The sequence below is a fragment of the Tenacibaculum sp. 1_MG-2023 genome (assembly GCF_030547425.1).
Lineage (GTDB): Bacteria > Bacteroidota > Bacteroidia > Flavobacteriales > Flavobacteriaceae > Polaribacter.
In genome coordinates this window covers 1-24,058 of the sequence record NZ_JAUORH010000019.1, presented here as the reverse complement: position 1 = coordinate 24,058, position 24,058 = coordinate 1, and the positions used below count along the sequence as shown (strand labels likewise).

Annotated in this window: 22 protein-coding genes; 8 read left to right on the top strand and 14 right to left on the bottom strand. The window is 31.3% G+C overall.

The genetic code is table 11. From position 1 onward, the window contains the following. Window positions 1-20 precede the first annotated feature (20 nt). Genes Q4517_RS12485 through Q4517_RS12475 form a run of 3 tightly spaced genes read right to left on the bottom strand, consistent with a single transcriptional unit; the run spans window position 21 to window position 2,653 of the window. A complete protein-coding gene (locus Q4517_RS12485) occupies window positions 21-1,109 on the bottom strand; it encodes a M42 family metallopeptidase (RefSeq protein ID WP_303509936.1) in 1,089 nt (362 codons plus the stop codon). 47 nt (window positions 1,110-1,156) lie between these two features. Further along, entirely contained in the window at window positions 1,157-1,966 is an 810-nt protein-coding gene (locus Q4517_RS12480; RefSeq protein WP_303509934.1) for a 1-acyl-sn-glycerol-3-phosphate acyltransferase, read from the bottom strand. 60 nt (window positions 1,967-2,026) lie between these two features. After that, entirely contained in the window at window positions 2,027-2,653 is a 627-nt protein-coding gene (locus Q4517_RS12475; protein WP_303509932.1) for a CoA pyrophosphatase, read from the bottom strand. 103 nt (window positions 2,654-2,756) lie between these two features. Between Q4517_RS12475 and Q4517_RS12470 the strand changes: the two genes are divergently transcribed. Further along, complete coding sequence (locus tag Q4517_RS12470; protein ID WP_303509930.1) at window positions 2,757-3,050, top strand: hypothetical protein; 294 nt, start codon at window positions 2,757-2,759, stop codon at window positions 3,048-3,050. 70 nt (window positions 3,051-3,120) lie between these two features. Here the strand turns inward: Q4517_RS12470 and Q4517_RS12465 are convergent, their stop codons facing one another. Next, window positions 3,121-5,691 (bottom strand): endonuclease, encoded by a 2,571-nt coding sequence (locus tag Q4517_RS12465; RefSeq protein ID WP_303509928.1) that lies wholly within the window; start codon window positions 5,689-5,691, stop codon window positions 3,121-3,123. A gap of 173 nt (window positions 5,692-5,864) precedes the next feature. Here Q4517_RS12465 and pheT point away from each other — a divergent pair, with 173 nt between their 5' ends. From pheT to Q4517_RS12450, 3 genes are all read left to right on the top strand, one after another. Beyond that, the gene (gene pheT, locus Q4517_RS12460) at window positions 5,865-8,291 is read left to right on the top strand and encodes a phenylalanine--tRNA ligase subunit beta (protein ID WP_303509926.1); all 2,427 of its coding nucleotides are present in this window, start codon (window positions 5,865-5,867) and stop codon (window positions 8,289-8,291) included. Window positions 8,292-8,352: 61 nt separating this feature from the next. Next, a complete protein-coding gene (locus Q4517_RS12455) occupies window positions 8,353-9,402 on the top strand; it encodes a quinone-dependent dihydroorotate dehydrogenase (protein WP_303509924.1) in 1,050 nt (349 codons plus the stop codon). Between the two features lie 3 nt (window positions 9,403-9,405). Then, the gene (locus Q4517_RS12450) at window positions 9,406-10,020 is read left to right on the top strand and encodes a LysE family translocator (protein ID WP_303509923.1); all 615 of its coding nucleotides are present in this window, start codon (window positions 9,406-9,408) and stop codon (window positions 10,018-10,020) included. A 17-nt stretch (window positions 10,021-10,037) separates the two neighbouring features. Here the strand turns inward: Q4517_RS12450 and Q4517_RS12445 are convergent, their stop codons facing one another. Further along, complete coding sequence (locus Q4517_RS12445) at window positions 10,038-10,724, bottom strand: M48 family metallopeptidase (protein WP_303509920.1); 687 nt, start codon at window positions 10,722-10,724, stop codon at window positions 10,038-10,040. A 229-nt stretch (window positions 10,725-10,953) separates the two neighbouring features. Here Q4517_RS12445 and lon point away from each other — a divergent pair, with 229 nt between their 5' ends. Beyond that, window positions 10,954-13,410, top strand: coding sequence for an endopeptidase La (gene lon / locus Q4517_RS12440; protein ID WP_303509917.1), 2,457 nt, complete (start codon window positions 10,954-10,956; stop codon window positions 13,408-13,410). 86 nt (window positions 13,411-13,496) lie between these two features. Here the strand turns inward: lon and Q4517_RS12435 are convergent, their stop codons facing one another. Next, on the bottom strand, window positions 13,497-13,664 hold the full coding sequence (locus Q4517_RS12435; RefSeq protein ID WP_303509913.1) for a hypothetical protein: 168 nt from the start codon (window positions 13,662-13,664) through the stop codon (window positions 13,497-13,499). Window positions 13,665-13,690: 26 nt separating this feature from the next. Continuing rightward, window positions 13,691-13,861, bottom strand: a complete 171-nt coding sequence (locus tag Q4517_RS12430; protein WP_303509911.1) for a hypothetical protein — start codon at window positions 13,859-13,861, stop codon at window positions 13,691-13,693. A gap of 282 nt (window positions 13,862-14,143) precedes the next feature. Between Q4517_RS12430 and Q4517_RS12425 the strand changes: the two genes are divergently transcribed. Next, the gene (locus Q4517_RS12425) at window positions 14,144-14,356 is read left to right on the top strand and encodes a hypothetical protein (protein WP_303509909.1); all 213 of its coding nucleotides are present in this window, start codon (window positions 14,144-14,146) and stop codon (window positions 14,354-14,356) included. An 8-nt stretch (window positions 14,357-14,364) separates the two neighbouring features. Here Q4517_RS12425 and Q4517_RS12420 read toward each other — a convergent pair whose 3' ends face one another. Beyond that, complete coding sequence (locus tag Q4517_RS12420) at window positions 14,365-16,077, bottom strand: helix-turn-helix domain-containing protein (RefSeq protein ID WP_303509907.1); 1,713 nt, start codon at window positions 16,075-16,077, stop codon at window positions 14,365-14,367. A gap of 282 nt (window positions 16,078-16,359) precedes the next feature. Between Q4517_RS12420 and Q4517_RS12415 the strand changes: the two genes are divergently transcribed. Beyond that, entirely contained in the window at window positions 16,360-16,794 is a 435-nt protein-coding gene (locus tag Q4517_RS12415) for a hypothetical protein (protein WP_047789560.1), read from the top strand. 67 nt (window positions 16,795-16,861) lie between these two features. On the opposite strand, the gene Q4517_RS12410 is transcribed toward Q4517_RS12415, so the two are convergent. From Q4517_RS12410 to Q4517_RS12385, 6 genes are all read right to left on the bottom strand, one after another. After that, the gene (locus tag Q4517_RS12410; RefSeq protein ID WP_303509902.1) at window positions 16,862-19,090 is read right to left on the bottom strand and encodes a M1 family metallopeptidase; all 2,229 of its coding nucleotides are present in this window, start codon (window positions 19,088-19,090) and stop codon (window positions 16,862-16,864) included. A 68-nt stretch (window positions 19,091-19,158) separates the two neighbouring features. Next, complete coding sequence (locus Q4517_RS12405) at window positions 19,159-19,653, bottom strand: DUF6702 family protein (protein WP_303509899.1); 495 nt, start codon at window positions 19,651-19,653, stop codon at window positions 19,159-19,161. 29 nt (window positions 19,654-19,682) lie between these two features. Continuing rightward, window positions 19,683-20,480 (bottom strand): carboxypeptidase-like regulatory domain-containing protein, encoded by a 798-nt coding sequence (locus tag Q4517_RS12400; RefSeq protein ID WP_303509896.1) that lies wholly within the window; start codon window positions 20,478-20,480, stop codon window positions 19,683-19,685. Between the two features lie 88 nt (window positions 20,481-20,568). Then, window positions 20,569-21,348 (bottom strand): carboxypeptidase-like regulatory domain-containing protein, encoded by a 780-nt coding sequence (locus Q4517_RS12395; RefSeq protein WP_303509893.1) that lies wholly within the window; start codon window positions 21,346-21,348, stop codon window positions 20,569-20,571. A 4-nt stretch (window positions 21,349-21,352) separates the two neighbouring features. Next, window positions 21,353-22,165: a carboxypeptidase-like regulatory domain-containing protein gene (locus Q4517_RS12390; protein ID WP_303509890.1), complete on the bottom strand. Its 813-nt coding sequence runs from the start codon at window positions 22,163-22,165 to the stop codon at window positions 21,353-21,355. A gap of 4 nt (window positions 22,166-22,169) precedes the next feature. Then, window positions 22,170-22,946: a carboxypeptidase-like regulatory domain-containing protein gene (locus Q4517_RS12385; RefSeq protein WP_303509888.1), complete on the bottom strand. Its 777-nt coding sequence runs from the start codon at window positions 22,944-22,946 to the stop codon at window positions 22,170-22,172. Window positions 22,947-23,091: 145 nt separating this feature from the next. Here Q4517_RS12385 and pepE point away from each other — a divergent pair, with 145 nt between their 5' ends. After that, a complete protein-coding gene (gene pepE, locus Q4517_RS12380; protein ID WP_303509885.1) occupies window positions 23,092-23,799 on the top strand; it encodes a dipeptidase PepE in 708 nt (235 codons plus the stop codon). Window positions 23,800-24,058 lie beyond the last annotated feature (259 nt).

Below are 24,058 nucleotides of genomic sequence, written 5' to 3'. Positions count from 1 at the left end.
AATAACGCTTGATTATTTTTTTATTTAAAGTAAGAGAAATCTTCTCCATCTTCAATTTTTAATAAACTTTCGTAAATCATTTTAATTACGTTCTCAACATCTTCACGGTGTACCATTTCAACGGTAGTGTGCATGTAACGTAATGGTAAAGAGATTAAAGCAGAAGCAACACCACCATTGCTATATGCAAAAGCATCAGTATCTGTTCCTGTAGCTCTAGATAGTGCAGAGCGTTGGAAAGGAATTTTGTTAGCTTCGGAAGTATCAATAATTAAATCTCTTAATTTTTGTTGTACAGCGGGAGCATAAGCTACCACAGGGCCTTTACCTAACTCTAAATGACCTTCTTTTTTCTTGTCGATCATAGGAGTTGTAGTATCGTGTGTTACATCGGTAACAATTGCCACGTTAGGTTTAATGGTTTGGGTAATCATTTCCGCACCACGCAAACCAATTTCTTCTTGAACAGAGTTTGTAATGTATAGCCCGAAAGGTAATTTTTTCTTGTTTTCGTGTAGTAAACGAGCTACTTCGGCAATCATAAATCCTCCCATACGGTTATCTAAAGCACGACACACAAATTTATCTCCATTTAAAATATGGAATTCATCTGGGTATGTGATAACACAACCTACATGTACTCCTAATTCTTCAACTTCTTCTTTGGTACTACAACCACAGTCTATAAAAATATTGTCTGGTTTTGGAGCTTCCTCTTTGGCTTTATTACGTGTATGAATAGCTGGCCACCCAAAAACACCTTTTACAATTCCGTTTTTAGTGTGAATGTTTACAATTTTACTAGGAGCAATTTGATGGTCGCTACCTCCGTTACGGATTACATAAATTAACCCGTCATCAGAAATATAGTTTACATACCAAGAAATTTCATCAGCATGTCCTTCAATAACTACTTTATATTTAGCATCAGGATTTATAACTCCAACAGCAGAACCATAAGTGTCGGTAATGAACTCGTCAACATAAGGTTTTAAATAGTCCATCCATATTTTTTGCCCTTCCCACTCGTATCCAGTAGGAGCAGCATTATTCAAGTATTTTTCTAAAAAGTCAATAGACTTTTCATTTAAAATAGATTTATCAGCCATAACTTAAACGTTAATTTTTATGTTATTAATCTTTCTTTTCTTTTTCTTTAATCAGTTCCCCAAAAACGTCTTTTCTCGATAAATTCTTCTTGTTCACGAAGTTGTTTTGGTGTTAATACCTTTAAAAAAGATGGGTGTTGTTCTATTGCATATTCAATTTTTTCAACAATGCTAGCTACATCTTCATTCTCGTAATCAATTTCTAAAGGTTCTTTAATAACCATAGATTGTAGTACGTTACGTTTTTTTATCATCAATCCTTTTTTATCAAAAGAACGTCTAAATCCATCAATTACTATAGGAACTACAATAGGCTTGTAGGTTTTAATAATATGGGCTGTACCACGACGAATAGGTTTAAAAGGGGTAGTCGTACCTTGAGGAAAAGTAATTACCCAACCGTCATCTAAGGCTTTACCTATATTAGAAATGTCAGACATTTTTACTTGTCTGTTAATATTTTTACCAGCATTACGCCAAGTTCTTTCTACTGAAACAGAACCTACATAAGCAAAAATTTTTGGAAGCAATCCAGAGCGCATTGTTTCACCTGCGGCAACATAATATATGTTTAATTTAGGATTCCATAAATAGCCTACGTTTCTAATGTTATCATCCCTACCTTTTAAGGCAGCATTAAATACATGAAACATTGCTGCTACATCAGCAAAATACGTTTGATGATTGGAAATAAACAGTACTTTTTCGTTGGGGAGATTTCTTAAAACATCCATTCCCTCTATTTGTAGGTCATTAAACTTACGGTAACGACCGTGAGAAATAACTCCGAGAACTTGTATTAAAAATCTTTTAATGAACAAAATATGTCCAAAAGGATTCCTTTTAAATAAAGGCATTTTTATAATCAGGTTTTATTAGTGTAAATGCTAAATTACAAAAGAAAACCATAAAAAAAACTATTTAAATAAATCTTTAATTTCTGAAAGCATCATGGCAGTTGCACCCCACACAATGTAATCATTTAATTTAAAGCATGGTACCTCGATATTTTTCATGTATGAGGTTTCCATCTCTACAGAAGTTAAGTTTGAGTCGTCTAGTAAATCAGCCAATAACACTTCAATAATTTTAGCGACTTCTTCATTCGGAGTAAAGCGAGGTGTTTTTTCCGAAATCCCTATAAATGGAGCTACTAAAAAATTACTAGGAGGAATATAAGCATCAGAAGTTTGTCGTATTACTACAATAGATTCATAGTGTACCCCAACTTCTTCATAAGTTTCACGTAAAGCAGTTGTTCGTAGGTTGTTATCTTCTTTATCAAATTTCCCTCCAGGAAAGCTAATTTGTGATGAATGTGCCCCGTTATAACTGGCTCTTTCAGTAAGTAAAAAACGAGTTTGATTGTTACTGTCAGGGTAAAATAATGCTAAAACAGCTGCTTTTCTTGGATTTTTACTTTGTATTAATTCTTCTGAAAATCGTGTTCTTAGTTTGGGAGCTAATTTAAATTGAGATGTTAAACCACCCAATTGTTTTTGCTGTAATTTTTCTATTTGATTGATGAAATCAGAAAAAGTCATTCGTTTTTAGTATTTTAGAACAAACTTATCAATTTACAAGATAAAAGTTGTAAATTTTGGCTTGAATTTTGATTTGTTAAGTGTGGAATTAATTTAATACTAAATGAATAAAGAAAAAAAGTACCAAAAACTAGCATTAAGTTTATTGTTTGACGCTATTGGGTATGTATCTTATTTAATACCTGGGCTTGGAGAGTTGTCTGATATTGTTTGGGCACCAGCATCTGCGTATATAATGACAAAAATGTATAAAGGAAATAAAGGTAAAGTAGCAGGAGCCATTGCTTTTATTGAAGAAGCAATGCCTGGGTTAGATGTTATACCAACATTTACTCTTATGTGGTTGTATACTTATGTGTTTTCTTCAAAAGAATCAAAAACTACGATTGAAGTTTAGCTCTTAATTTTGATAAAAAAACAAAGAGCTTCCTATTTTGGAAGCTCTTTTTATATTATATAGCTATAAACTATTTTTTGATAATCTTTTTAGTAAAAGATTTTTGACCGTCGTTTACTTCAAGAATATAAATTCCGCTATTCAAACTTGAAATGTTAAGATTGTTATGAGTAACTTTTCCTGTTAAAACTTGTTTGCCTGTTAAGGTTGTAACCTTAAAAGTAGCATTTCTGTCATCTGCTAATTTAATTTTTACGAAATCAACACTAGGGTTTGGTGAAACACTAGCATCGAAAATAGAAGTTTCATTTCCTAACTTTCCGTCAATAATAATATTATGGCTTCCTATACCTTTAGAGCTACTACCTATATTAACAGTGTAGTCTTCTACTTCTCCATAAGAAAATGTTTCACAAGCAGATGGAGCTGCATCCCATTTCATAGAAACACGCATTCGTGTAGCTCCTGATAAAGCAGAGGTAGGTACAGAAAAGCTGTATGATAAGTTACCAGAACTAGATGAAGAACCGCTAACAACTTCCTCAGAAGATTCAAAAGTTCCATTTTTATTAAAATCAATCCAAACTTTCCAATATTCAGTATAAGAAGAACTAGAAAACCCAGCGCTTACTACAATAGTATTACTTCTGTAAGGTAAGTTTCCAGTTAAAGAAGTAAAGTCTCCATATCCATCATTTCCTCCAGTAGTATTTGAAATTCCTCCAATAACAACGTTGTCAATCCACTCATAATTTGCATTATTTCCTTTTGCACTACAATAAGAAACGGTGTTTGCTAAAGTTGTTACGTTTACCGTATTACTAGAAGAAGAAATATTGTTAGCTGCATCTTTTGCTTTTACAGAAAACGTATAACTTGTAGAGGTTGTTAATCCACTAACAGAATAGCTCGTAGTGGTAACAGTTGTTATTTTTGTACTTCCTTGATAAACATCGTATCCAGTAACACCAATATTGTCAGTTGAAGCAGTCCAGCTTAAATTAACAGAAGTTTGTGTAATATTTGAAGCAGCAACATTAGTTGGCGCAGATGGAGCAGTTGTGTCTGGGGTAGAAGCTCCTCCATCAATGCTGTGGTTTCCCAAGCCGCTGAATATATCTTTTGCTAATATATTCCATTCAGAAGTTGTATAAGAACTGTTAGGAGATGTAACAGAAAATTTTCTTTGCATTGTTTTGTCTTGCGCAAACGTTGAAGAGCTGTTAGGATCTCCAATCAAATCGATAAGAGTACTTCCTTTGAATAAACCAACAGCATCGTTTCCGTTAAAAGATATTACACCTGTGTCTGTTCTGTCAGCTTTGTTAAGTATTGTACTAGAAGCACTGCTATTAGCGATAACATAAACATTACCGTTTGTTAGTTGACCACTTAAAGTTAATGTATTGGTCCATCCACCACCATTGGCAGCTTTCTTTAATGAATACCCTGATAAGTTTACACTGGCTCCAGTGAAATTAGCAATTTCAATAGCTTTATTATTTGAAGAACCTTCTATATATTCAGAAATTAATAAATCTGTAGCTGTTCCATTTCCTCCACCTGAACTAGTGTCAGTTGTCATAGAAACAGAATTACTTGAAGAAGAGATATTATTGGCAGCATCTTTAGCTTTTACAGAAAAAGTATAATTAGTAGCCGCTGTTAAACTTGTAACAGTATAAGAAGTTGAAGAGGTTGTAGTTACTTTAGTAGCTCCATTATATACATCATATCCAGTTACACCAACATTGTCAGTAGATGCAGACCAAGTTAAGTTAACTGTAGTTTCTGTAATGTTAGAAGCGGATAAGTTAGTAGGAGCAGTAGGAGCTTGGGTATCTGATCCATTACCGCCACCAAATAAATCTTCAGCTTGAGGGCCTCCCCATATTTCAGTGGCAAATGCAGGATTATCAATAAATGGATTACGGTTTCCTTGAATTCCTTCTAAAATAGGATTGCGTTGCTTTTCAAAGTCAGATACTGGATCATCTACATTCCACTGAATAAACATAGCAAGCATATTAGCATCTGAAGCCATTGTTGATCCTGTACCAACACCCGTAGGTAAACATTGGTTACCGTAACGTAAATACATATACATCATCATACGAGCAACATCACCTTTCCATTCATCTCCAGGGTACCAACCTCCAGAAACACTACCAGCATTACCAGAACCATTTACAAATTTTTTACTACCTCTTTGAGAGTTGAAAGAAATATCAGCAGGTCTTAAATGATGAGCATCTGCTCCCGGTCCAGAAGTTCCTAAATTAGGACTTCCTAAGGATTTAGGATATACATGTTCTCTGTTCCATTGTGTACCAGCACTACCACCGTTAGCGTCTTTACTTCTAGTTCTATTGGTTACATAATTACCGTCAGTATCACTATACCCATAAACTAATAAAACCTTACTAGCGTCGTTAGGATCTAAATCAGTTTGTTTAAGTGCATTCCACACACCAGGTGTGTATGACAGGTTTGTTGTATGTGTATTAATAATCTTAGTAGCCAGCTCATTTTTTAATGCTGAACCAGATAAATTCAAATTAACATCGTTGTAATATGAAGGGATTTGTGAAAAAACAGCTAATGAAGCTATTAAAAAGAAGAAGAGTAGTTTGTGTTTCATAATGTTTTATTGAAAAAGTTAAATTTTTGTTAATATCCTGCAAATCAATAAAAAATATAATTTTTTGATGTTATCAAAAGGTTAATAATCAATAGTATATCTTTTGTAGATAACTAGTTTATAGTTTTTCCTTTATTTTGCGTAAATTTGCACGCTAAAATTAGAGATTGATTATGAAGATATCATACAATTGGTTACAACAATTTTTACAAACAGATTGGGAAGCTGAGAAAACAGGTGAGTTATTAACTGATTTGGGTCTTGAAGTTGAAGGAATAGAAACTGTAGAGAGTATTAAAGGAAGCCTAAAAGGAGTTGTCGTAGGAGAGGTGAAAACTTGTGAAAAGCATGCTAATGCAGACAAACTAAAAGTTACTACTGTTGATTTAGGAGATGGTAACCCTGTACAAATTGTATGCGGTGCACCAAATGTTGCGGCAGGTCAGAAAGTTCCTGTAGCTACAGTTGGGACTATATTGTATGATGAAAAAGGAGAAGGGTTTAAAATTAAAAAAGGAAAGATACGAGGAGAAGTAAGTCATGGAATGATTTGTGCTGAAGACGAATTAGATTTAGGACAAAGTCATGATGGTATTATGGTGTTAGACGAGAGTTTGGTTCCAGGTACTCCTTGTTCGGAAGTTTTTAATATTGAGACAGATTATGTTTTTGAAATTGGTTTAACTCCAAACCGTGCAGATGCAATGAGTCATTACGGTGTTGCACGCGATTTAAGAGCTGGATTGATTCAACAAGGAACTAATATAGAATTGATTTCTCCATCTGTATCAGATTTTCATGTAGATGAACGTACTCATAAAATTGATATAGAAATAGAGGATAAGGATTTAGCACCTCGTTATTGTGGTATAACCATTACTGATGTTGAAGTAAAAGAATCACCAGAATGGATTCAAAACAGATTAAAAGCAATTGGATTAACTCCAAAAAATAATATTGTAGATATTACTAACTATGTATTGCATGAGTTAGGACAACCACTACACGCTTTTGATGCTTCTAAAATTAGAGGAGGCAAAGTAGTAGTGAAAACTTTAGAGGAAGGAACAAAATTTACTACTCTAGATGATGTAGAAAGAGAGTTATCTTCTGAAGATATTATGATTTGTGATGCAGATGATAATCCATTATGTATTGGAGGGGTGTTTGGAGGAGCACAATCAGGAGTTACAGAGCATACTACTTCTATTTTCTTAGAAAGTGCTTACTTTAATCCAGTGTCAGTAAGAAAAACAGCAAAACGCCACGGATTAAATACCGATGCGTCTTTCCGTTTTGAAAGAGGAATTGATATTAACACGACAAAATATGCTTTAAAGCGTGCTGCTTTATTAATTGAAGAATATGCAGGAGGAAAAATGTCTTCTGATATTTTAGATTTTTACCCAGTAAAGGTGGAAGATTTTGAGGTATTCTTATCATTTGATAATGCATACAAATTAATAGGTCAGGAAATTCCGAAAGAAACCATTAAAAAGATTTTAGCTTCACTAGATATTAAAATAAATAGTGTTACTGAAGCTGGTTTAGGGTTAGTGGTACCTTCTTATAGAGTAGATGTACAACGTGAGGCTGATATTATTGAAGAAATCTTACGTGTTTACGGATATAACAATATAGAGTTTTCTCATAAACTGAATACGTCAATTTCTTTTGATAGTGATAAAGACGTAAAAATTGAAAACATAGTAGCAGACCAGTTAACATCGTTAGGTTTTAACGAAACTATGGCGAATTCGTTAACGAAAGCTGATTATATTGAGTTGTCAGAGAACTTAAACGCTGATTTTAACGTTGAAATGTTGAATCCGTTAAGTAACGACTTAAAAGTAATGCGTCAATCGTTGCTATTTAGTGGTTTAGAATCTGTAGCGTACAATATTAACAGAAAGAACAATTCATTAAAGTTTTACGAGTTTGGTAAAACGTATCACAAATACGAAAGTGGATACCAAGAAGACAAGCATTTAACGTTATTTGTTACTGGTAATAAAACACAAGATAGCTGGAAGGTAGCTACGCAAGTATCAGACTTCTTTTATGTTAAAGGAGTTGTAACAGCTTTATTAAGTCGTTTAGGAATTGAGAAGTTAAAAACCACCCCAACAAAATCAGATGTGTTTTCTGAAGGAATTACGTTAAGCTTAGGGAAAACTAAATTAGTAGAGTTAGGAGTTGTTAAAAGAACAATTTTAAAAGAATTTTCAATTAAACAAGAAGTATTATTTGCTGATTTTAACTGGCAAAATATTTTAAGTTTAGTAGGTAACAGAAACATAAAAGCAACTGATTTACCTAAATTCCCAGCTGTGAAGCGTGATTTAGCGTTGTTGCTTGATAATAAAGTTGAGTTCAAAGAAATTTATAACTTAGCATTTCAATCAGAAAGAAAGCTTTTAAAAGAAGTTGATTTGTTTGATGTGTATGAAGGAGACAAGTTACCAGAAGGTAAAAAGTCATACGCAGTAAGTTTTGTATTACAAGACGAAAACAAAACGTTGGCAGATAAACAAATAGATAAGATAATGCAGAAATTACAGCAAACATTCGAAAAGAATTTAGACGCTGTGTTACGATAATTCAGAAGCTCCATTTTTGGAGCTTTTTTTATATTTAACAAAGAACATTTAAAATAAACTAATGTATAAATTACTGATTCGCCCAATTTTTTTCCTTTTTGATCCTGAAAAGATTCACCACTTTACATTTTCACTCGTAAAGTTTCTATCTAAAATACCGGGAATGTCTTCTATTTTTAGAGGAATGTATCAAGTAAACGATAAAAAGTTAGAACGTAATTTATTTGGATTAACGTTTAAAAACCCTGTAGGGTTAGCAGCAGGATTTGATAAAAATGCAGTACTGTATAATGAGTTGGCTAATTTTGGATTTGGTTTTGTTGAAATTGGTACCGTAACGCCTAAAGGTCAGATTGGAAACCCGAAAAAAAGATTATTTCGTTTAAAAGATGATAAAGGAATTATCAACCGAATGGGATTTAATAATGAAGGGTTAGCAGCAGCGATTGAACAATTAAAAAAGAACAAAGGAAAAATTATTATAGGAGGAAATATTGGTAAGAATACGAATACAGCTCCCGAAAATTATACAGAAGACTATGTAGCGTGTTTTAAAGGATTACACCCGTATGTAGATTATTTTGTGTTGAATGTAAGCTGCCCAAATGTATCGAGTCACGCAAAGTTAGAAGATGCTGATTATTTAAAGGAATTAATCACTGAGGTGCAAAAGATTGGTAAAGAATTATCGGTTGTTGAGAGTAGTCGAAGCAAACCAATTCTATTAAAAATTGCTCCAGACTTAAACAACCAACAATTAGATGAAATTATTGAATTGATTGCTGAAACTAAAATTGATGGAGTAATAGCATCAAATACCTCAGTAAATAGAGATAATTTAAAAGCTTCTAAAGAACGTTTACAAGAAATAGGTAATGGAGGTGTAAGTGGACAACCAGTTAAAGATAGAAGTACGAGAGTGATTCAATATTTAGCAGATAACTCTAACAAAGGATTTCCAATTATTGGGGTAGGAGGTATCCATTCTGAAAAAGATGCCTTAGAAAAGCTAAATGCAGGTGCAGATTTAGTACAGATTTATACAGGTTTTATTTACGAAGGACCTAGTTTGGTAAAAAGAATCAATAAGGCTATTTTAGCTGAAAGTTAATTTATGCTAGAAACCCTTATATCTTTTGTATTAGCTACGGCTACCTTAGCATTTTCACCAGGACCTGATAATATTTTTGTGTTAACCCAAAGTATCGTCAATGGTAAAAAATATGGGTTAGCTACGGTTGTTGGCTTAATGACTGGATGTATCATCCATACAACTTTGGTGGCTTTTGGAGTATCGGAAATCATCAAACAAAACCCGAATTTATTTTTCATCATCAAGCTATTTGGAGCAGGATATTTACTGTATTTAGCTTTTCAAGTATATAAAAGCGATGCAAAAATTGCTTTTTCTACGGATAATGTTCAGAAAAAATCAACATTACAATTATTCAAAACAGGTTTTTGGATGAATGTGCTAAACCCCAAGGTTACAATTTTCTTTTTGGCGTTTTTCCCACAGTTTTTGTTTTCTGACAGCTTGTCAAACGTACTCCAATTTTATGTATTAGGAGGATTATTCATTTTAACATCTTTTTTAATATTTTCTTCCATTGCTATTTTGGCAGGAAAAATTTCTAATTACATTAAACAGCACAAAAAGGTGGGAATATATTTAAAATGGGCGCAAATTGTAGTGTTTGTAGGTATAGCGATGTTAATTTTACTTTAAAAAACTTTCAAGATTATTTATTCCTCTTTCTTTAAAGTCAGTTTTTCTAAGTTTCTCTTAGAGCTTCTGTTTTCAGGGTTAATAGCTAAAGCTTTTTTATAGTATTCAATAGCGTTCACTGTATCTTTCATTCTGGTATAAGCATCAGCGGTACTATCATAAGTATTTGAGCTGTTAGGATACAATTCAATATTAATTTTAAAAACATTAAGGGCATTTTCAAACTCGTCTTTTCTAAGATATTGATATCCTAATCTATTCATATTTCGTTCTCTGATTACAGGGTTTAAACTGTCTTTTACTTTAATGGCTTTATAACCTTTTAGAGCTGCTTCAAAATTACCATCAGCCAAATGTTCGCTTGGTGTTTTTTCTCCTTTTTTTAATTTTTTAAATACATATTTTTTACCTTCATGTTCACGTTTTTCAGCCAATTCAATTTTATTATGAGAAGTATTAAAAATTAGTTTTTCATTCAATTCTCGAACATAAAAAGAAGAATCATTAACTTTTAAAGGCTCTAAATTTTGATTACGCCATTTTATGAGTAATTTGTTATTTTCATTAAAAGTAACTTCTATAATTTCATCAGCATTAAAATAATAGCGTCCAGCGGCTTTTTTTATAAATTCTGGGGAGTTTGATTTAGAAGTACAACTAGCAAATACTAGTATAAAGGAAAGGAATAAAAGTTTAATTTTCATTTTTTGGTTAGTTTTTATTGAAAACGATATTAGTAAGACGACTCGGAATAAAATAAGTTACAATTTAAGTTATTTATAGCTTTTGTTGGCATAAGAATTGAAATATAGATAGTAAGATAAGTATAAAGATGATTGTATTCTTTTGTTTATCAGTAGTTTATGATTTTAAAAAAGTGGTTTTCTTTGAAGTGAAAAAATTAAAGTGCCACTATGACAGAATAAGTAAGATATGAGCAAATCAAAAATATTACATTTAGACAATTTGTCGCTTCAAGATGTTTTTAATGAAGATTCAGAATTAATTCCATTATTAACACCAGAAGATGAAGAATTAATAAATAGAGAAAGTATTCCTGAAGAGTTACCAATTCTTCCGTTACGTAATACAGTATTATTTCCTGGAGTTGTGATACCAATTACTGCAGGTAGAGATAAATCTATTCAGTTAATTAAAGATGCAAATAAAGGAGATAAAGTTGTTGGAGTAGTTGCACAAAGAAATAGCGAAGTTGAAGATCCTGGGTTAGATGATATTTATCAAACAGGTGTCGTAGCACAAATATTACGTGTGTTAAAAATGCCTGATGGTAACACAACGGTTATTATTCAAGGTAAGAAGCGTTTTGAAATAGAAGAAATTACGCAAGAACAGCCTTATTTAAAAGCAAAGGTAAAAGAAGCTGTTGATGAACGAGAAGTTGACGATCAAAAAGAATTTGATGCAATTATCGAATCGATTAAAGATTTAGCATTAGAGGTAATTAAAGAAAACCCAATGTTGCCTTCAGAAGCATCATTTGCTATAAAAAATATTCAATCTAGTTCGTTTTTGGTGAATTTTATTTCATCAAATATGGAGTTAAGCGTAGCGCAAAAACAAGTATTGTTAGAGAAAGACAACTTAAAAGAACGTGCGTTGTTAACTTTAAAGAATTTAGATAAAGAGCTTCAAAAACTACAGTTACGTAACGATATTCAGTCTAAAACACGTTCTGATTTAGACCAGCAACAACGTGAGTATTATTTAAACCAACAATTAAAAACCATTCAAGATGAACTAGGTGGTGTTTCTCATGAGCAAGAGCTAGATGAAATGCGTACTAAGGCAAAGTCAAAAAAATGGAGTAAAGAGGTTGGTGAAACTTTTGATAAAGAGTTAAGTCGTTTAAAGCGTATGAATCCTCAAATGGCAGAATACGGTGTGCAACGTAACTATTTAGAGTTAATGTTAGAGTTGCCTTGGGGCGAATATTCTAAAGATAAGTTTGACTTAAAAAGAGCTCAAAAAATACTGGATAGAGACCATTTCGGTTTAGAAAAAGTAAAAGAACGTATTATAGAACATTTAGCTGTTTTAAAATTACGTGGAGATATGAAGTCGCCAATTATTTGCTTGTATGGTCCTCCAGGAGTAGGTAAAACATCGTTAGGTAAATCGGTTGCAGAAGCATTAGGTCGCAAATATGTACGTATGTCTTTAGGTGGTTTACGTGATGAAGCTGAAATTCGCGGACATCGTAAAACGTATATTGGAGCGATGCCAGGACGTTTAATTCAGAATATCAAAAAAGCAGGAACTTCAAATCCAGTATTTGTATTAGATGAAATAGATAAATTAAGTCAAAGTCATCAAGGAGATCCTTCTTCAGCAATGTTAGAGGTGTTAGACCCAGAGCAAAATACAGCGTTTTATGATAACTATTTAGAAGTAGGATACGATCTTTCTAAAGTATTATTTATAGCTACAGCAAATAATATAAGTCAGATTCCATGGGCATTACGTGACCGTATGGAAATTATTAATGTAACTGGTTATACTATTGAAGAAAAAGTAGAGATAGCTAAAAAATACTTGTTTCCAAAACAATTAAAAGAACACGGTTTATCAAAAGAACACTTAACAGTTGGTAAAAAGCAAATAGAGAAAATTGTAGAAGGATATACTCGTGAATCTGGGGTTCGTGGTTTAGAAAAACAAGTGGCAAAGGTAGTTCGTTTTGCTGCAAAATCTATTGCAATGGAAGAGGAGTACAATGTTGTTTTGACAAATGAAGATATAGAAACTATTTTAGGACCTGCACGTTTAGAACGTGATAAATACGAAAATAACGATGTAGCAGGTGTGGTTACTGGATTAGCTTGGACGAGTGTTGGAGGAGATATATTATTTATAGAGTCTATCATTTCTAAAGGAAAAGGAAACCTTTCTATTACAGGTAATTTAGGTACGGTTATGAAAGAATCATCAACCATTGCCATGAAATATATAAAATCTAATGCTGAAGAGTTTGGTATTAACCCTGAAGTGTTAGATAAATATGATGTACATATTCATGTACCAGAAGGTGCTACTCCAAAAGACGGACCAAGTGCAGGTATTACAATGTTAACATCATTAGTATCTGTATTTACGCAACGTAAGGTGAAAAATAAGCTAGCAATGACTGGTGAAATTACGTTACGTGGTAAAGTGTTGCCTGTAGGCGGAATTAAAGAAAAAATATTAGCAGCGAAACGAGCTAATATTAAAGAAATTATTTTGTGTGTTGATAATAAAAGAGATATAGAAGAAATAAAAGAAAGTTACTTAAAAGGGTTAACATTCCATTATGTAACTGACATGAGCGAAGTAATTGATATTGCACTTACTAAGCAAAAAGTTAAAAATGCTAAGAAATTAGTGTAAAAGTTTTAAGCTTAACGTAAACTTTAAAAATAAAAACAACCAGTATATCCTAAAAGATACACTGGTTGTTATACAATACGGAATATCTATTTTTTAAATTCTTCTGGCGTATCATCTATTTCAGCTTCACACCAACAGCCTAACCAGTTACATCTTAGTACTTGACCTCTTGGGCATGAAATTTGACCTCCATTAATAGCTACTTGTTCTGTTTTATTTAAAACATTACCTAAATTTGAAATTGACTTTAACATAATTAATTAGTTTTAGTTATTAGTTTTTAATGATCAAAGTCTTCAATAGGTTCTTCAACATATTCAGGTTCACACCAACACCTTATCCAATTACATTTTAAAAAAGTTCCTCTAGGACAAGTAATTTGACCTCCATTGATTTCTCTTTGTTCTGATTTATTCAAAACGTTTCCTAAGCTTGAAATTGATTTTAACATGGTTGCTTAATTTTAATTTTCCTTACTCTATTTATATGCTTTTCAGGTTCGGCATTTAAGAATTATGTATTACAAATATTGGGAGATTAGGAGAGGAAAAGAAGAGTATTAAGTGACTATTTAAGAAAAAAGCAGGTACTATTTTAAAAAAATGTCACTATTAATTTATAGTTAAATTGCTGTTTGTTAGTGTTTTATTTGTTTTGTTTAAGGGTGGGGGTGATAAAAAGAAAAACAACAGATAAAAAAATTAACTTTACCTAAACTGAAAAATTAAAACTTATGAAGTACTTATCTATTGAGTCGTTAATGAAGTATGAATTAACATCAGAAGAAAAATTTAAAATATTTGCAGGAGACCCAATTGCAAAATTAAATACAGAAGTATTTGGCGGACCTGATACAGATGGAGAAGAAGATTGTTTACCACCACCTCCTGGAGATGATAGTAAAGATAAATGCTATGAGTACAAAGTTTTTAGTATTTACAAATAATTATAACATTATAACTCTTTATTAATTTTTTCTATAAATTGATAAGGAGTTATACCTATATGTTTTTTAAAAATTCGAGTAAAGGACTTAGAGTTCTTGTATCCAGCTATTTCTCCAATAGCTTGAGTTGTATATGATCTCACTTTCTTGTCATTGCTTAATACCCCAATAATATAATTAATTCGTAACTCATTTGTATAATCATTAAAGCTCATTTTTTTATAATCTTTAATAATTTTTGATAAGTAGGTAGTATTAGTGCCTATTTTTTTAGCCGCATTATACAGGTTAAACTCTTCTTTTAAAAAGTATTTTTTCTCCTCTATTTTTAATAAACCGTTAATAATTTGTTGATGTTGTTCATCTTTTATTTTTACTGGATTAGGTGATGAAAAAGATTTTTCATTTAAATCTTCTTTTTTTGAGATTTTTGCTAATAATTCATCTAGTTTTTCATTAGCTTTTCTTTTTTCTTTAGAGTTTTTAACAACTAAGAAGCTAATAATTAATAGAATGAGGATTAGTATTATAAAAATTGTTCTGTAATAAGAACTTTTGTTAGCAATGTATTCTTTTAATTCTTTTAACTCTTTTATTTTTTTATCAAGATCAATCTTGTAAGCTCCATTGATTTGCTGTTTTTTTCTTGAAGTAAGTTTATCATAATCAATAATAAAAGTGTTTAAATGGTATTTAGCAGAGTCTATTTTATTTTGCTTAGAATGAATTTTAGAAAGATAGTAATGTGTATGTAAATAATTGTAATCTAGAATTGTGTCTTTTTTTATTTTTAAAACCTTTAGAAAGTTCTCTTTTGCTTTGTTTAGCTTATTAGACATATAATAATTATAGGCATTATTATAATAGCCTTTATATAAGTATGATTGTGATTTACTTTTTTCAAATAATTCTAAGCTTTTTTCAAGGAAAGAACTGGCTTTAGAATATTCTTCTTTTAAAGTATAAATAGTCCCTTTTCCGTAATAAACTTTGCCAGTGTAGTAGTTATTAAGATTGAACTCTTTTGTTTTTAGTATGGAATTATAGTAATGTAAAGAAGAGTCCGCATACTGTTGCCTTTCTTTATCGTTTTTATACAAAGTAGCGTAGATGGCAGCAACATTAAACATTCTTTTATACTTACTACTATAATATTTATTTGAAAGAGCTTCTTTATTAATTTCTATAAGTTCAAGAGTTTCTTTTGCCTTATTAAGAGCTTTATCTAACTCTCCCATATCTTGATAAATAAGCGCTATATTACCTTTTATTTTAATAGTTCGCTCAATATCTTCAGCTAAAAAAGCGTAGTTTTCAGCTGCTATATAATTTTGTAAAGCAGATTTAATTAACTTTTTTCTTTTATCAGAATTACCTAATAATATATGGATATCGAATAGTAAGGGAAAGTTTTTATTGGTTTTAGCTATCTTGGGTAGATACTTGTTTATACTATCTTTAAAAGGAATGTTTATAGGCTGTTTTTCTCTTACTTTTAAATATTCTGTAGCAGCATATCCAAATGTTTTATAAGCAACATCATCGCTTTGTAAAAGCCTGTCCATATAGTATAGAGAACTATCAACACCAATTTCTCTATTGAGGTAGAACTTTTTTTTAAAATTTTCTAAATCACTCTTGTTATATTCTTTTTTTGTTTGAGAATAAGATACAATGCAAGTAAAAATCACTAAGAAGAGAAGCGAAACTTGTTTAGACATGATTTTTAGAGGGATTATAAATTAATATGAACTGCAAAATAAAAAATATTTAAAGAATTTAGCTATTAAAGAGTTGGTTGTTTACTTCTTTTTTAATGATTTATAAGGTACTAGTGTTTAGCGAGTCAAATTTTAAAATTATTTTTTAATTAAAGATTTTTTTTAAAAAGTGTTTTAAGGAATAAGTAATTAGATAAAAATACTTTTTATGGGTAAAAAGCGTTGTTGTTTTAGTTATATTTAAAAATTAAAAATAATATCAAACGTAAACCCTTAAATTTCATGAAAAAACTTTTTTTATTAGCAGGTCTTTTATTTTCTGTGGCCTCGTACTCTCAAATTGAATTTATTGAAACTACTAAAACTGAAATAGTAGGAAAAATAGAATACGTTTACTTAGAGAAAATAGGAGATAAAGCTTATAACTTTTATTATAAGAACATTAATGACCCTATCCATGAATATGTTCATTTCTCATTTAAAAACTTAGATAATGATGTAGAAAAGTTACATCAAATAATTGTAAAAGGTTTTGAAGAAAATCCTAGAGACCCGTATAAAATTAAAGCAAATGGAGATGTAATCTGGTTAAAATATACTAAAGTTGATGGAGTTGTAATGTTACAAATTCAACAGTATGTAAGTAGAGATCCAGATATTATGACAGTTTCTAAATTACTTACATATGAAGAAGTAAATAAGTTATTTAGCAAATAGTTAAAATAATAGCAATAAAAAAGCAGCCTATAGGCTGCTTTTTTGTTAGGTTAAAATAAAAATATAATTAGTTTTTAGCTTTCTTTTTAAAAGCATCAAACTTGTTTGTTGTTTGTTTAGGCCAACTGTTATTTGAGGTATCAATATCGGCAGTTTCTAAATCAGGATCTACAACAATACTTTTAATTTCTTGAGTAGAAGTAAATACTCTTTTTACTTTATGCTCATTTCTTTTCCAAATTTGAGCAGGGAACGTTTCACGTTTTTTAGAACCATCAGCATACGTTAATTCCACAATAATAGGCATCACTAAACCACCTGGTTTTTCAAACTCAACTTGATAAATGTAATTAGGTATATCTTTTAAATTGGCTTTTTTGTCTGAAGGTAAACTATTAATGTATGCTTCTATTTCAGATTTATTAACATCTTCCTTCTTAGTAGTTAAATAAACTAACTTACCTAATTTAGAAAAGTACGAAGGATATTGCTGTTGCATTTTTTTAGATTCTTCGTTTGGCTTATTGGTTAAATATAAAGGCTTAACCTCTTTAATTCCAATGTCAGTATAATCAGTGGTGTAGAACCAACCTCTCCAAAACCAGTCTAAATCCATACCAGAAGCATCTTCCATTGTTCTAAAGAAATCGGCAGGGGTAGGGTGCTTAAACATCCATCTTTTAGAGTATGTTCTAAAAGCATAGTCAAATAACTCTGGTCCCATAATTGTTTGACGCAACATGTATAAACCAGCAGCTGGTTTTGTGTAAGCATTAGGTCCGAAATTATGTACATAATCACCTTGAGACATAATAGGGCTTAACCTATCTTGATCTAAACTCATGTAACGAACAATATCTTTAGGTAAGTTACCTGTGTTAAAGTTTGGGTCGTAGTCTAACTCCGCTAAAATTTCAACAAATGAGTTTAAACCTTCATCCATCCAAGTCCACTGACGCTCGTCAGAGTTTACAATCATAGGGAAGAAGTTATGACCAACCTCATGAGTAATTACTCCAATCATTCCATTTTTAACTCTATCAGAATACGTTCCATCAGGATTTGGACGTCCGTAGTTAAAACAAATCATAGGATACTCCATTCCTTGACGCTTAGCGTGTATTGATACTGCTTTAGAGTATGGATAATCAAAAGTCATTTTAGAATACTCTTCTAATGTATTAGCAACAACACGAGTAGAGTGCTCTTCCCATAGCGGGTTTCCTTCTTTTGGGTATAAAGACAGCGCCATAATAGTTTTACCGTTAATATTTACAGCCATAGCATCCCAAATATATTTTCTTGATGAAGCAAAAGCAAAGTCACGTACTTTGTTAGCTTTAAAGTGCCAAGTTTTAGTTTTAGTAGTTCTTTGTTTTTCGTTTTCTTCAGCTTCTTTTTGGGTAACAATAAATACTGGATCTTTAAAAGACTTTCTAGCTTTTTCAAGACGTTTACGTTGTTCTCTACTTAATACCTCTTTTTCGTTTTGTAATTCACCAGTAGCCTCTAAAACATGATCGGCAGGAACAGTAATTTTCACATCGTAATCACCAAATTCTAAAGCCCATTCACTACGCCCCCAAAACTGCATGTTTTGCCATCCTTCAACATTGTTGTACACACATAATCTTGGAAAAAATTGAGCAATAGTATAGTTTTTATTTCCGTCAGGAAAAGATTCAAAACCAGAACGACCACCGTCTTTAACAGAATTGTTAATTAAGTAGTTCCACTTTATCTTGAATTTAAAAACTTCACCAGGAGCTAATGGTTTAGGTAAGTTAATACGCATCATCGTGCGGTTAATAGTATGAGGTAAATCTCTACCATCAGCATATTTTACGGCTTCAATATTAAAACCAAATGCTTTTGGTTTATCCATATTGTCACTCACAAACTTATCAGGAGTTTGAAAACTTCTTGCTGCATTAGATTCTGCTAATGGAGATTTAGAATCTGGAGCTCGCATATTTTGATCTAACTGTAACCATAAATACTCTAAATGGTCTTTAGAGTTGTTGTGGTACGTAATATCTTCATCTCCATACAGTCTATCTGTAGCTTCATCTAAGCGTAAGTTCATTACATAGTCAACTTTTTGTTGTGTGTATGCATGACCTGGCGCTCCTGATGCTGTACGTTGATCGTTAGGAGTTGCTAATACATCTTTTAATTGTCGAAATTTGTTTTGGTCGGTGTGACCTTGTTGACGTTCTTTTTTAGGAGCTTCTTGGGCAAATAAAGAAGCTGATACAAAGAGCGCTGAAAATAATAGCGTAGAATATTTTCTCATTATATGCTTATTAGTTTTTGAATAAATAAGCGGAAAGTTAATGAAATCTTATTACTAAAAAAGAAGCTTTATTTAAAATTTAACAAACCTTTATCATTATCGCTCGATAAAAACAAACTTTTACGCTCCTTTTTAACAGTTGCTTTAATAAGGTTTTGTTGATCAGGGAAGTGATCTACTAAAATATCGTTTTCTATTTTTATTGACTTAGGTAGTGAAACATTTTCTATTTCTAAATAAAAGTAAACAATATTTCCGTCGTATTCTTTCCCTATAAATTTATAGACTGCTTCTTTATTATTAATAGTTACTTTAAAATGAGTTTTTAAGTATTTGTAATAATATTCGTTAATAGATGGTAACTCGTTTTTAGTAGCAATTTGTAGGTTGGTGTTGTAATCTTTATTTATAGCGAGCTCAATATCATCCATAAAAACATTCATAATCATTTGTACGCTTTGAGTATCTTCTCTGTATTCAATTTCAGTTAACGCAACATAGTATTTATGGAGAGTGAACGATAGTAAGGGAAGTACTAATAAGAAGACAAAAAGTTTTTTCATGGTTGGTAAAGGTCAATTATTGCGCCAAATTAGTCTTTTCCAATAAGTTTAAGGTACCCTGTATGTTCTTTTCTAAAGGTTTTAATAACTTTTAACACTTCACGGTCTTGATATAGTTTTTCTATTCCTAACGGATTACAATATTCTAAAAAGTGATAATATTTATCAACAGGAATTTTAAGTTCAACAAAAAAGAAGTCTTCTCCTAATTCATTAAGTAATTTAGCAGGCATATTTTCTTTAAAAGCTAGCTCTTTACGAAGTTTCCATAGTTTTTCTGAGTCTTTCACAGGAAATGTATTAGTGGTTCCCATACCTTCAAAAGCTTTTGTAGGGTCAACTCTAACCACATTGGGCTTTACGTGTTTACTTATATAATCGTCTGAATGGTAATTACTGTAATTAACATTTGAAAAGTCGGTAGCTTTATTTGCTATTTCTAAGTTTTTATCACGCTTTACCTTTCTAAGGTCTTTGGCAAGTTCACCTGATAGTTCGTTATTTCTTAATAAAACTTCATCTAGTTCATAATTTTGTTTTTCAAGAGTAGTCCTTTTTCTGTAGGTATTAAAGTCGGCTTTAGTTAGTTTTTCATAAATGATTTTATAACCTATACTACTATATCTAATAGAATCTGTAGGTCTAGCAAAAAGTCTGTATTCTCCATTCTCGTTAGAAAACGTAGCTTGATTTGTTGAAAAGTTAACAATATGAGCATTTTCTAACACACCATTTTCATCATAAACAATTCCAAAAAGTGTTTTTCGTTCTTCTTGTGCGAATACTAGTTGAGATAAAAATAATAAGACAATTAGAGCTTTTTTCATGGTACTTTATTAGGTTAGATTAGTTACACCTAAAGGTACAAAATATTTTAAAAAAGCGTTACCAAAATAACTAGGTAGGGAAGAGGTGTTAATTGTATTTTTTAGGATTAAGTTTTTTAAATTCGTCTGATTTCTTTTGTAAAAATTCTACCATTGTAACCTCATTATGTAGGTAAAAAGGAGTGAAGTTATCTGCTGATTCAGCAAAATAAATAAACCTGTCAATATCTTCTTTTAGTATGTTTAGTTCGTGTTGAATGAGTATGTGGTAATTACTGCGTATGTTTTCTATTCTTTTTTCTTTGTCTTCAATAGCCTTAAGTTTTTTTAATTTTTTTAATCTTCCAGACATCCAATTTAGCAATAGATCTACAGGTATTATTCCTCCATAACTTGTTGTAGCAGTATGTAGCCTTCTTTCGGCAGGGGTAAGTATTCTAGAACCTGCATAAGGCAGTTTTAATGTTTCGGCATTGATTACTTTTTCAGATTTTATATGTTTTGAATCAGAAGAAATATACCCAAGCAAATTATGTTTTTTTACCTCAACTTCATCCAGCTCAATAGGTACTTTTTTTAGTAGGATACTATTTTCTTGTATCCCGAAGTGATTAACACCTACCACAAAATTTTTGGTTTCATAACCTACGAATGTAACTTGTAAAGTATCGTTAGGTTTCGCTAAAATTCTAAAATCACCATTATTATCAGTAAAAGTTCCTTGCTTAGTATTTAAGTTAATAATATGTGCGTTAGAAATAGTGCTTACTTCATCTTGTATGGTAGCGTAAAAGAATTTTCTACTTTCTTGTGCTGTAGCTATTATTATAAAAAACAGACAAATAATTGAAGGGAGTATATTTTTCATGTGTTTAGTTACTAATTACTTTTAAATAACTCTTACTTTCTTGTTGTAAGATAGCAATCACTTTCAAAAGTTGTTTTTGTTTATATAATTTTTCTATTTCTAGTGGATTGCAATATTCTAAAAAATGAAGATACTTGTCTTTAGGTATGTTAAGCTCTTTAAAAAAGAAGGACTCTCCAAATGCTGAGAGGAGCATTTTAGGAAAATTCTCTTTAAACTGTATTGTTTTTCGGGTTCTTTTTAGTTGTTCAGAATAACTATCTTTTCCTAAACTAATTGCGCCTCCAACACCAGCAAATTTAGCAGTAGGGTCAGTTACTTTTCTCATATTAGGAACCCCCATTTTATCAATCTCATCAATAGGCATAATAATAGGGTCTTGAAAATCAATCATAGAAAAATCAATAGCCTTTTTAGCTTTTTCCATACCAATATCTTTAGGTGTTTGTTTAGCATCAATAGCAAGTGAACCTATTAAGTTGTGTTTTTTTACTTCCACTTCATCCAATTCAAAAGGAACTTTAACTAGGGTAATTTTATTTTCTTGTATTCCAAAATGAATATGGGTAAGCTTAATTTTTTTGGTTTCGTATCCTACAAAAGATATTTGTAAAGTATCGTTAGGTTTTGCTAAAATTCTAAATTTACCAAAGTCGGTACTAAATGTACCTTGTTGGGTATTTAGGTTGATAATATGAGCGTTGGGTATAGCACCAAGCTCATCATTTAAAGTTCCGTAAACGAATTTTCGTTTTTGTTGAGCCGTAGCTCCTAAAGTAATTAGTAGTAAAAGTGTGATGGGTAGTTGTTTAATCATGCAATTATTTTTTGGTAACTCTTATAGTTTCATTTTCTAGTAGGTAAGGGGAAGATTTACTATTTTCAATTAAAACCGCAGTAAGTTCTAATACTTTGTCTTTATTATATAGGTTTATAATTCCTTTAGAAATACAGGCTTGTAAAAATTGATTGATGTTTTCTTTCTTTATTTTTAGTTGACGTATAAAAAAGCCATCTGTAAAGTGTTTTCTAATTTTTTCAATATTTCTATCTTCAATAGTAATCTTTTTTAATTGTTTTTTTCGTTTGTTTGTTCCGTTAAGTGCATTTATAAGTCCCGTTACACTAATAGCTAAACCCGATTCTATCTTTACTGTTTTTTCACCTTTTGGTTGTATAACGTTGGCATAAGGTAGTTTTAAGGTTTTAGCATTTACAACAGGGGCGTTGTTAAGAATGTCGGGATCAATTTCTAAAATACTTCTTTGCTTTTCAAGCACAACCTCATCTAACATGTGCGTTTTACTATCAACAAAAATTACAATGTTTTTAGTTTTTATATGCTCTTGGGTAATGGTAACCTCTTTAAACTCTAGGTTTAAGTGAGAAACTAATAAGGTGTTGTTTTCAGAAGCTAAAATTTCAAAGCGTCCGTTTTCATTAGAAACAGCACCAAGCGTTAGTTTTTTATTAATAATATGTACATCTTGGGTAGCAATACTATCTATAAACACAGTACCCGTAATAATTTTAGGGGTGTTTTGAGCAATTATAGCACAGGTAGTTATGGTAAAAAGAACAAGTAACAATTTTCTCATATCACAAATAAACTACCTACTTGTCTTAAAAATGTTTTAAGGACATGGTAAATTTTTGTTAATTTGAAGTATATAAAGCATAATGAAAGATTGATTTTGAGGAGTTAAAACTCACACTAATTAAACTTAAATAGATAGTAAACAAATGAAAAAACTACTTATAGCAAGCACATCTACCGTTCATGGAAGTGGATACTTAGCATATATTTTACCAACCTTAACTAACTTTTTTAAAGAAGCCTCTACCATATTATTTATACCGTATGCACGAGCAAGCGGAAAAACCTACGATGAATATACCTCTGTAGCTCGTAAGGCTTTTGCAACTATTGATAAAAAAGTTGTAGGTATCCATGAGTTTGATAATCCGAAGGAAGCTGTTCAGCAAGCGGAGGCTATTTTTACAGGAGGAGGTAATACGTTTGAGTTGGTAAATCAACTATATAAAAACGATATACTTTCTGATTTAACTACAGCGGTTGAAAACGGAACTCCGTATTTAGGTACCAGTGCAGGAAGTAATATTTGTGGAGTAACGATGATGAATACGAACGATATGCCTATTGTGTACCCACCAAGTTTTAAAACCTTAGGGTTTATTCCGTTTAATATTAACGCACATTATTTAGACCCAAATCCTAATTCTACGCACATGGGTGAAACGCGTGAAACACGTATTAAAGAGTATCATATATTTAATGAAACACCTGTGCTTGGGTTACGCGAAGGTAGCTGGCTAGAGGTTAACGGAGATTCAATTGTATTACGAGGAACTTACACCGCACGTTTATTTAAACAAGGAAAGGAAGCTGAGGAGTTAGATACTGATACAGAGGTTAGCCAGTATTTTTAATACACTTTTATAGTACTTAGCTTACAAAAGAAAACTCCAAATAACAGTTTGGAGTTTTTTTGTTTTATACCATAAGTTTATGGTTACTTTACTAAAAAAGCATTGTTTTGTTGTATAAGTTAGTATTGTTTTGTAGATATTGTTAAAATATTCTAAATAAATAATAAGCGTTTAAAAAAAATATTATTGACTTATTAATTTAAAATCTGTATTTTTTTGCTTTAAAATACTGATAAATGGAACAATTTGAAGGTAAAAA